This is a genomic window from Ferrovibrio sp., from assembly GCF_025869515.1.
In the GTDB taxonomy this organism is placed as follows: Bacteria; Pseudomonadota; Alphaproteobacteria; order Ferrovibrionales; family Ferrovibrionaceae; genus Ferrovibrio.
Map to the genome: position 1 here is coordinate 40,164 of NZ_JAOZVR010000075.1, position 9,553 is coordinate 49,716.

General features: G+C 55.8%; 6 protein-coding genes. 1 reads left to right on the forward strand and 5 read right to left on the reverse strand.

The features are described 5' to 3' along the window. The first annotated feature begins 34 nt into the window (after positions 1-34). Positions 35-3,667: an SIR2 family protein gene (locus tag OJJ21_RS11710; RefSeq protein ID WP_297686391.1), complete on the forward strand. Its 3,633-nt coding sequence runs from the start codon at positions 35-37 to the stop codon at positions 3,665-3,667. A 14-nt stretch (positions 3,668-3,681) separates the two neighbouring features. On the opposite strand, the gene OJJ21_RS11715 is transcribed toward OJJ21_RS11710, so the two are convergent. From OJJ21_RS11715 to OJJ21_RS11735, 5 genes are all read right to left on the reverse strand, one after another. Further along, positions 3,682-4,503, reverse strand: coding sequence for a hypothetical protein (locus OJJ21_RS11715; protein WP_297686393.1), 822 nt, complete (start codon positions 4,501-4,503; stop codon positions 3,682-3,684). A gap of 2 nt (positions 4,504-4,505) precedes the next feature. Further along, on the reverse strand, positions 4,506-5,513 hold the full coding sequence (locus OJJ21_RS11720) for a ParB N-terminal domain-containing protein (RefSeq protein ID WP_297686395.1): 1,008 nt from the start codon (positions 5,511-5,513) through the stop codon (positions 4,506-4,508). A gap of 11 nt (positions 5,514-5,524) precedes the next feature. Next, positions 5,525-6,754 carry a DNA adenine methylase gene (locus tag OJJ21_RS11725; RefSeq protein ID WP_297686397.1) on the reverse strand — a complete coding sequence of 410 codons (1,230 nt, stop codon included), beginning with the start codon at positions 6,752-6,754 and terminating at the stop codon, positions 5,525-5,527. Between the two features lie 93 nt (positions 6,755-6,847). Next, the gene (locus OJJ21_RS11730; RefSeq protein WP_297686399.1) at positions 6,848-8,368 is read right to left on the reverse strand and encodes a phospholipase D family protein; all 1,521 of its coding nucleotides are present in this window, start codon (positions 8,366-8,368) and stop codon (positions 6,848-6,850) included. A gap of 262 nt (positions 8,369-8,630) precedes the next feature. After that, complete coding sequence (locus OJJ21_RS11735; protein WP_297686401.1) at positions 8,631-9,311, reverse strand: DUF4136 domain-containing protein; 681 nt, start codon at positions 9,309-9,311, stop codon at positions 8,631-8,633. Positions 9,312-9,553: the final 242 nt, after the last annotated feature.

The following is a 9,553-nucleotide window of genomic DNA, read 5'->3' on the forward strand; positions in this document are numbered from 1 at the left end:
CGGCAGGGTAAGGACTTGGGCGGGGTTGTAAGAGATGCCTGAATTGATTAAGGGCGGGCCGGATTTGCCGGTCGAGCTATTGCGTCTCCACGACGAGGGTAAGGTCGTCTTTTTCTGCGGCGCTGGCGTCTCCATGGGCACTGGTCTGCCAAGCTTCGCCAAGCTCGTGGACGACGTCTATGAGGCTATTGGGGAGACCCTGACAGCCTATGAGGAATCTCTCCTGAAGGCCGGGCAGTACGACAAGGTGCTCGGCATCCTTGAGGACCGGATGATCGACGGTTCCATGCGGGAGGCCGTCGCCACGATCCTGAGCAAGCCTTGGGGCGGCCCGCTGGACGTTCACAAGGACTTGCTGACCCTTTCCAAGGTAAAAGACGGTGGTTTCCATCTGGTAACTACAAACTTCGATGCCCGCTTCGCGGAAACGGGGGACATTGACGAGAAGTACATCATGGACGCTCCGAGGCTGCCGCTGCCAAAGCATGGCGTCTGGCGAACCTTGGTACATCTGCATGGTCGCCTCCATCCGACCTGCACGCTCGACCAGATGGTCCTAACCTCAGCCGACTTCGGACGGGCATATCTGACCGAGCGGTGGGCGTCCCGGTTCATTACCGAGCTGTTCCGCACTTATACCGTCGTCTTTGTCGGTTACAGCCTCGCCGACCCTGTCATGGGCTACATGGTCGATGCCTTGGCTGCCGAGCGTTCGAGAGGGCAGACCTTCCAAAAGGCGTATGCTTTCGCCCAGTACAAGGGTGGGCCGAAGGCAAGGGACGCGGAGGTCGAGGCCTGGAGGGCGAAGAAAGTTGAGCCGCTACTCTTCGAGGTCAAAACCCGACGCAAGACAGGCAATCCCTTCGAACTGCTGAGCCGCACTTTGTCAGAATGGGCCAAGATTCAGCGGGACCCATTAGGTTATCGCACGCGAATTGCCCTGTCCGGCATAAAGAAGCTGACGTCCGGACTTGCCGATCCTGAGGCACAGAAAGTCTGCTGGGCTTTGTCGAATCCGGCAGTTGCCATCGAACTATCCAATCTGCTCCCGGTCACAGAGGAGAAGGACTTTCCGGCGATCGCGGCCTGGATGGAAGTTTTTGACCAATACGGATTGCTGTCAATTCTGTCACGCACCGAGGTGCCGGGTGCTGGTCCCAAGCCCTCCGCGCAGATTCCTGCAGATCATTTAGTAAGTGTTCGTCGATATATTGCATCATGGGTGGCAAAGCATTGCCATGTCCCTCAGGTTTTTGGCTGGGTCATCAGCCATGGGCATAGGCTGGATGATAACTTCCGCAATATCGTTCGTTACAGGTTGACGCTAAAGCCTGATGCAAAGCTCGGCATTCCGCTCACGGACAAGCGGCTCCGACTGCTCTGGACGGTGATGATCTACGATCACCAGAGGCCGATCGACGAGGCGATGACCTGGGATCAACTGCATGCAGCAGCCCTGTCGGAAGTCGAGCGTCGAATTATTGAACAGTCATTCCTGGTCGCTCTAAAACCTCGCCTCGTCGTTCGGCCCGGGGAATCACTGAGACGAAGGTTTCGTGACGACGTTGAGGGCGAGCTCAGTTCCGGGACCGATTCATTCCAGGTCGCACACCTCGCCCTCGTGCTGAGTGACGAGGAATACAGATTGCGCCCCAGGCGGTTTAACGACTGGGGCGAATTGCTCGCGCGATATGCGTCGACAATCTCCAACTATTTACAAGCCGCTCTTGAGCTGTTGCCTGCGGACGAAGAGGGCTATTCAAACCCAATTTATTACCGGCCGTTTTTGGAGGAAAGCGGTCCAAAGCGGATTCGCGACGGTTGGTCCAATCTCATCGATTTGGCACGTGACAGCTATTTCGCGTTGAAGGAACATTCTCCTGGGAGCGAAGTGGATTTACTCAAGCGATGGGCAGAATCGAAAATCACCACTTTTGAACGCCTCGCCCTCTATGTGCTGTCGAAAGACCCGATGTCCGACATCGGCCTAGCCCAAGCTATTTTTCTTGGTGACCAGGAGCATCGTCTCTGGTCCTCCGATCTGAGACGCGAAATCCTCGCGGTGCTCCTTAAAGCCTCACCGCGCATGCCGGAGCCACTGCTCAACGAGATATACGAAGCCATCAAACGTGGCCCACCTGCCGACGACCTTGAAGGCATTCCAGCAGACCGGAAAGATGCTCATGCCAGACTGCAAATTGGCATACGGCTTAGGGAGCTGATGCGGGCCGAGAGAAACGTGCTTACAGGTACGGACATGTTGCTGGTGCTTAGTATCTCTGGCGGGGGTCAGGATGAACCGGATGACATGGCGCCTGGGTATATCGAACCTGTCAGCTCCCGTTACAGCGACTTCAGTTCTCGTGACATCCGTGACGCAGATATCGACAAGGAAGCTTTCCGCGACCGGTTTGAACTATTTGTTCGAGATGCTCCTGTCCGTGCATTCGTGTTTCTCCTGCGGCTATCAGACTATGGAAAAAGTTCAAAGCCGCTTTGGGATAGATTGTTCTGGCATGCCGGAACGCTTGTCCGCGACGGAAAATTGCTGAGGCGATTTGAGCGCTGTTTCATTCCTCGGCTGCTGGATGTTCCCGAAGGCTATCTCGGGGGTGCAGGGCATGCCGCGGCTGATTTTATCGCGGAGCTCTCAAAGCACCCACTTCAGGTACCAGATAATTTCTTTGATTTCTGGATGTGTATCTGGGCGCAGAAGGTGCCGGAGCCAAGTGGAACCGAAGATATCCTCACGCAAGCCCTGAATAGCGCTTCAGGAAGGTTGGCTGAGGCTGCAACGGAACGTCTTTGGGCGCTGAAGCCAATGCCCGGGTCCGGTTTCCCCGATGAAGTCGGGAGCTATCTGGCGAAAATCGTTTCCGATCCGCACGCAGTCCTGGCGCGGGCGTACCTGGCCACAAGGCTTTCAAGTTTGTTCGCCGTTGACCCTGATTGGACGAGCCAGCACTTTCTCCCCTGGTTCAACGCGAATAGTCCAGAGGCCCTTCAGATGTGGAGTGCCTATTCTTGGGCAGCAAGTGCAGGCCCGAATCTCTTTTCAGCCATCAAGAATAATTTTCTCGCCGTCCTCGTTCGCTATGTGGAGTTGGGTGAGCAGCGCTCAAATCTAGTCTCGCTTTTCATTTCCGCGAGCATTGATGCGATTGACGCTATGACCCCGACAGAAATTCGAACTGCCGTCCAGAAATTACCCGAAGAAGGACTGGTCGATATTTTGGGGCATTTCGAGCAAATCATGCGCGGGACGACAGAGGTAAACAGCAAGACCTGGCGCGAAAAGATTGAACCATGGCTCATTGCTTACTGGCCAAAGGCAGCGTCTCGGAATACGGCGTCGACTTCGGATGCTATTGTCACGATGATTTCTCGAACGGGCGACGCATTTCCGGAGGCAGCGGCATGGGCAAAAAAATTCCTGCGCCCGGGCTCGCCGCGCGGGCTCGAAAACCTTGTTGATGACGAGGTTCAGCCAGAATGGGCAGGGGCGTTGCTCGATGTGGTCTTCCGAGCAGCAAATCGACAACCGCACAATGAAATTTACTGGACCAAGAGAACAGTTGAGACTGCGCTAAAATACGTGCGCTTGCACCGGCCGGAACTTATGCAGGACCCTCGGTATCTGGAACTCAGAACTTTCCACAGCTCGTGATACTGGAGCTGACCTCAACCCTCGTCAGGCAAGATGCGAGGGAACAGGCCCTTCCATTTCGGCTTCCATGCGTGGATGACCGGGATGGTGTTGTTCGGGGTCTTGTGACTAAGCACCAGTAGCAGGCCGCAATCGCCATAACCCTTTGGCACCTTCTTGTCGGCTTTCATGCAGTAAGCGAGCAGCTTCGCCTTTTCATCGGCGTCGAGCAGATTGCAATCATCGTGGAAGATGTTGCCTGTGTGGTCGATCACATGATGGGCAATTACCTTCAACTCGGTTTCTTCCGCTATCCGGGCCAAGGCGCGCTCCGTTGCCGCGGTCAAAATCAGGAAAGTCCGCGCCTCGCTGGCAATGAGCTCGGAAATCGTGTCCCAGTATTCGATGACCTGATTGCCGCTGCCCGACACGTCGTCCACGAACACGACCGTGTCTGCTGCCGTGAGCTTTAGCTTCGGTAGCTCGTGGGGCGTCACGAACATGTCCCGCTGGTTATCGCCGTTTAAGCGATTGGCTTCGGCGAATTTATGCAGCATCGCGTGTCCGCTTTTGGCGCCGCTGTGGGCATATCCGCAGAAGTACCACTTGCCTGTTCGGTTGTTCGCATTCTCATGCCAGTCTGGAACCTGTGTCAGGCCAGCCCTGTGTCCGGTATGGATATCGTGGTCGGAGATGAGCTTCAGGTTATCAAGGATGCGGATGGCGAATCCTTGGTCATCCTCGTCGAAAAGGTTCAACCATGCCGAGATATGCTCACCCGTCGGCTGTCGTCGATAGATTGCGAATTTGGCAACCCAGGCATCAAGACGAGCCTGGTCCACAACCCCCTGGACCATCGTTACCCCTTGCGCTTTTGCGGCTCGCGCCTGTCGGCTTCCTTGAGCTTTTCTTTGATGGTGTCTCTCAACCGCTCCAAGGCCAACCACAGCTGTTCCTCGCCGTAGAAGTCCATGGCATCGATTTCCGCAAGTTCCTCGGTCAATCTGGTCACAGTGCGTGTGAGCACTTTTGACTTCTTCTGAACCGCAGCCGCATTGATTTCGAGATGGTCGATCTGCAAGGTATCGTCATCCAGGAATTCTTGGAACTTCTTCTGGATGCGCGTGACCTTGTTTGCCTTCGCGGCAGCCGTCAGATGCTGTTTGATGATGCGGAAGTCGGTGATGGCCTTAATGCCAGAACCCTTGTTCTGATACTTGTCGAGCATCCGGTCGATAGTGCGGCCTTTCTTGAAGCCATCAGCCTTCTTGACGAGCTTGTCTGTGACGATCGGATACAGCTCGATGAAGAAGTCGGCCTTGACGCGCGATTCCGGCTCGGGGAACAACATCTGTTCCTGGTACTTCTCATCGTACCAGAGCAGCTTTTTGCAGCGGACCACGACGGCGACATCCAGGCCGGTCAAAGCGGCAAGCTGTTTATCCCGCTTCTCGTCCAATTCTTCCATCAGCACTTGGAGCTTCAGTGCCGTCGGCATTAGCTCCCAGTCCTTACGCAGCTTATGAATCTGGAACATCGTCACGATGTTTTGTGCGACCGTGGGTTCACCAACCTCGTTAATCGGCACTTCCCGCATGCCGAGTTCCTGGGCGCACATCCAGCGGCGCTGACCATCAAGGATTGTATAGTGGTCACTGCCCTTGGCCTTGTAGACCGTAAGGGGCACCAGAATGCCCACCTTGCTGATGGACTCCTTCAGCATGTTCATCGGTTCGCGGTCGAACAGGCGACGCGGGTTATGCGGGTTAGCCTTTAGGTCCGCCGTCTTAACTGTGTCGACGCCAATCGCTTTCGGCATCTCGCCTAGCGATGTGGGTGTATCGTCACCATCATCGGGGTCCGTCATATGGTGGCCCTCTAGTTATAGCCCCGGAAAATCATCTCGGTGACACTCTGCTTCTCAATGCCCTTCGATGCGCCCAGGGAAGAATGCCGGTGATCAATCTCGATAACATTGCAGTGATTGTAGCTCGCCTTGATGAGGCGGCGTAGCGTGGTCTTGGTGTCACCGAGCAGCCCGTTGTCCGGGTAGCTGATAACGATGTCGCTCCCAAGGTGAGAGACACCCTCGACCAGCAGCTTCATCTGTTCGTCGACCGACTGCTTGGATGAGAATGGCGAGGTAAAACGGTCGGGCCGATAGCGGCCGACGCCCGCTGACTTCGGATAGTCGTACAGGATGAGCGTTTCATAGAGGTGGTAGTAGCGGGAATATTGGTCATCGGTATAGGGTGGGTCGGCGTAAATAACCGACGGCACCTTGTCCCCGACTTTCGCCATCTTCTTCAGCAGATTGATCGCATCGCTCTTGGTTACGACGTTGCCTTGGCGCCAGCGCTTAGTGCCAATCGGCTTCATATCTTCGATGCATGTCAGCCATTCTGCATGGACCGATCGTTCGCGCTGGCGGGCCAGGCGAGAGATGTTGGATGACTTCACCTTCAGGTACTGCGCGAAATGGCCGGTCGTATTCGCGACCTTGGAGGCCGCCTGGCAGAGTGCAATCAGGAGCCAGCGGTGCTGCTCGCGGGTGATGCGGCGCGCCATCAGGCAAGTATCGATCGCATAACGGATACTGTCGATGTCAACGCTCTGCTGCAGGCCGAAATAGCCACCGGAATAGGTGATCGAGAACAGCCTGTACGGGAACGCACGTTTGTCCACGCTGAGAAGGCGGCGTTCCTTCTCGAAATGAAGCGAGGCGCCAACGTTCGGCATGGCAGCATCGCTCTCGCGAAGTTTCTTCACGCCAAGCGATGCGATCGCGTCTTCCTCGCGATTCAGGTAACCCTTGAACCGCTCGGTCAGCGCCAGACGGTTCTCCTCGAATGACGCCTGAAAAAGCTCTTCGCAGGTCTCGCGATCGAGCGGGCGGGCTTCGGAGGTGAAGAAGGAGGCGGCTACCGTGGAGGCGAACCACTGGATGTCGTTGCACCAGACATTGCGGTCAGGCGCCACGGCACTGCCTACGGCACACATCCCAGCGAACAGGTCCAGCAGGGGCCCGTCAGGCGACAGGGCTATGACGTCGGCCACCTGGTCGGCAAGCTGACGCTTCGTGCCCATATAGCTGACGTTCAATGGCATTCTTGGCTTCCCCCAAAGGTCAATCTACGCGGCCTGACCGGAACGGCCAAGCGCAAATCACGGCTAATACACTGAATCAATTTGAGAAATCCTTCAAGGCTGGGCATCAGCCCGCAAGGGGTGTCGGTGCCAGTGCAACCCCAGAACAGTGTCATATAGGGCGTCATCGAGCCGATAGGCATTCTGAGTGGCTGCCTGGGTTGGGTCGCCCAGGATTTCCATATAGTCCGGCAGTGGGTCCGAAACACATTCCCAGGCTCTGGTTACCCGTAGCCCATGCGGCCATTTGAACCGGCGGTCTGGGCCTTCGCCTTCCCAAAAGTCCGGGTTCTCAGCCCGGCGGCCGATAAGATCCAGCGTATCCATCTCGTACAGGTGGTCGACCTCAACCATTCCGAGGATTTTGCCCTTCTGCCGCTCCTCAACGTTCTCGTTTTTGGTGGCAATGAAAAGCACTCGGTCGCCGGGCTTATAGACCCCCATTAGTGCGGCGCGGCTGCCCAGGTTTCTGAATGATAAAACCGGTGAATCCCACGGGTCGAAGCCCCAGACACGTTTGACAAAGATACTCTTCGGCCGGGGCAGTTCTTCCATGGAGGTCACGTAAGTCTGGAACGAGTTCCGATCTATTCCCATGAAGGTCCGAATGGGCACGATGAGTTGCTGGTCGTCAAAGAACTCATCAAGCAGCGCAATTCTTTCAATTTCCGCCAGGTCACGATCGCTCAGGCTGATGAGACCAACACCAGGTACTTCGATGGTCTCGTGCATTCGAACTGGAACCATTAGCGATCCGTTTCCATTCTGGCGACTGATGAGCGGATTCGGAATTTCATAGATGGAGCGGTCGATGCGAACTTTCTTGCGCGTACGCATCACATCAATAACAAACTCACCCTCGGGATAAGTGTGCGTATTGTTGATGGATTCTTCGTAGTTGTCCCAGTCATCCGCTGACCGGCCGGTTTCGGCGATGAACCTTTCGAAAGCCTCGACGCTAGCACCTGCCTGATATCCCGTATCATTGTAGTAGAAGATGGTAATGGGGAGGTGGATATTGCGTGTCAGGGCCTCAGTCAGGTCCATTGCGACGGCCTTCGTCGCCGCAATCGCATTTCTGCCAATAGCTTGTCGGATCCGCCATTGTGGAATGAATGCTTTCAGCATCGGAGCCGTTAGCTCAGTCGCATCGAGACTATCGAACCAGTTTACAATCTCACTGACCGTTGATTTTGATGTGACCAGGTAGCCAGCTTCCGTATTTCCATCGTCGGCACCTTCAATGCCCAGGCCGTTGATAGAGGCGTTCGGGGAGCCGATAACGGCAAAGTCGCCGCCACAATAGACCTTGGCATGCAGACCGTTCAGGTGGCGCAAGGATACGCGCTTGTCGCCGACAATCTTGAGCAGTTCGTGTGGGTTGCAGGCGCCGCTGTACAGGTCGCAGACAATGTGAATTTTCTTTGCCTTGCTAGGTTTTATCAGGTCGTCAGCGGCACCTTTGCCCCAGAATGCGACAGCTAGTCGCAATGTTCCTTCGGTTTTACGCGTCACACTTCGAATAGCTCGTGACAAACTCTTCTTTCCAGCGCCGCCGCTCCACAGAAATGCCATTTCTATCCTCGATATTTCGGTGTGCAGTCTAGTCGTTAGTGGGCACTTCCATTCGCCAACTCCGTCATTGATGCCGCCGCTCTGGTTACGCGCTGCCAAAAGCGCTGGCCGACAAAGTCGCCAGATTCCAAACACTCGTCAGCCTGTTTTGCGGCCTCAATTGGCGCCAGTTCACGGTGTCGTTCAATGAGAAGGCCGACGAGGTCCCAGATTTCACGGTCGGATACGTGGCCGTCGGCTGGCGGCGAGGTGTCCGTGTCGCTCACTTGCAATGATCCATCACAATCGAGACGTTCTCAGTGCCGGGCTTGCGGAATTCTGTAAACACGGCTTGCACCATGCATTTCGAGACCGCCGCGAAGCTGCTGTTGGAGCCTGTGCTGGTGGCCTTGGCTTCCCAGACGCCAGCCAGCTTGTTGTCGGCTATCGACTTCTTCCAGTCGTAGATCTGGGTGTCCAGGAAGCGGGTGTAATGGGTTGTCGTTTGGGTCGAGCTGCCGAAGACGCCGTAGGTGGGCGGCGTGTAGGTCGTGGCATTGTAGTTGCCAAAAGCACTGCCACCACCCGCGCCATATGCGTTCACCGCACCATTGGTGTAGCTGACACCACCGCCGGTTTGGCCGTAGATGGGGATTTCGGTTGTACTGGTCTGGGGATTGCCCTGGCCGTAGCTGAAGGCAACGGCATAGTCGGCGTTCTTCACATCATTAGTGCGGCGCCAACCCAGTTTTTCCAGGTATCCGGAAATCAGGGCGGCATGGGTCTCATACTCCATGCTGCCTTTCTGGCTATCGAGCGGCATGAAGACGAAGGTCTTGCCGGATAGGTCTGTGGGAAGCGTGGTGTTCGGAAACCGGCTGACGTCAGTACCCACCTTAGGAACGCAGCCAGTGACGACTAGTAGCGCCGCCAGGCAAGCAGCGACGCGGCCGTTAGATGTCATCGGAAATCCCCCAGTCCCCCATTCTAGAGGGGCAGCATACCTAATGGCGGGAATCCCTTCCAGACCATACAGGTGTATGCCAGGCAATAATGATTTGTCACTTGCTTTGGTCGTAAATGGCTGAGAATGCGAAAATCAACTAGGTTGCTGTACTCAATTTTTCTGGGGGAGGGAATGCTGCGCGCAAGAGAAGTGTTGGAACAGGTACGTGAGCTCGTCGACGTGATGCAGATAGGTGGTGG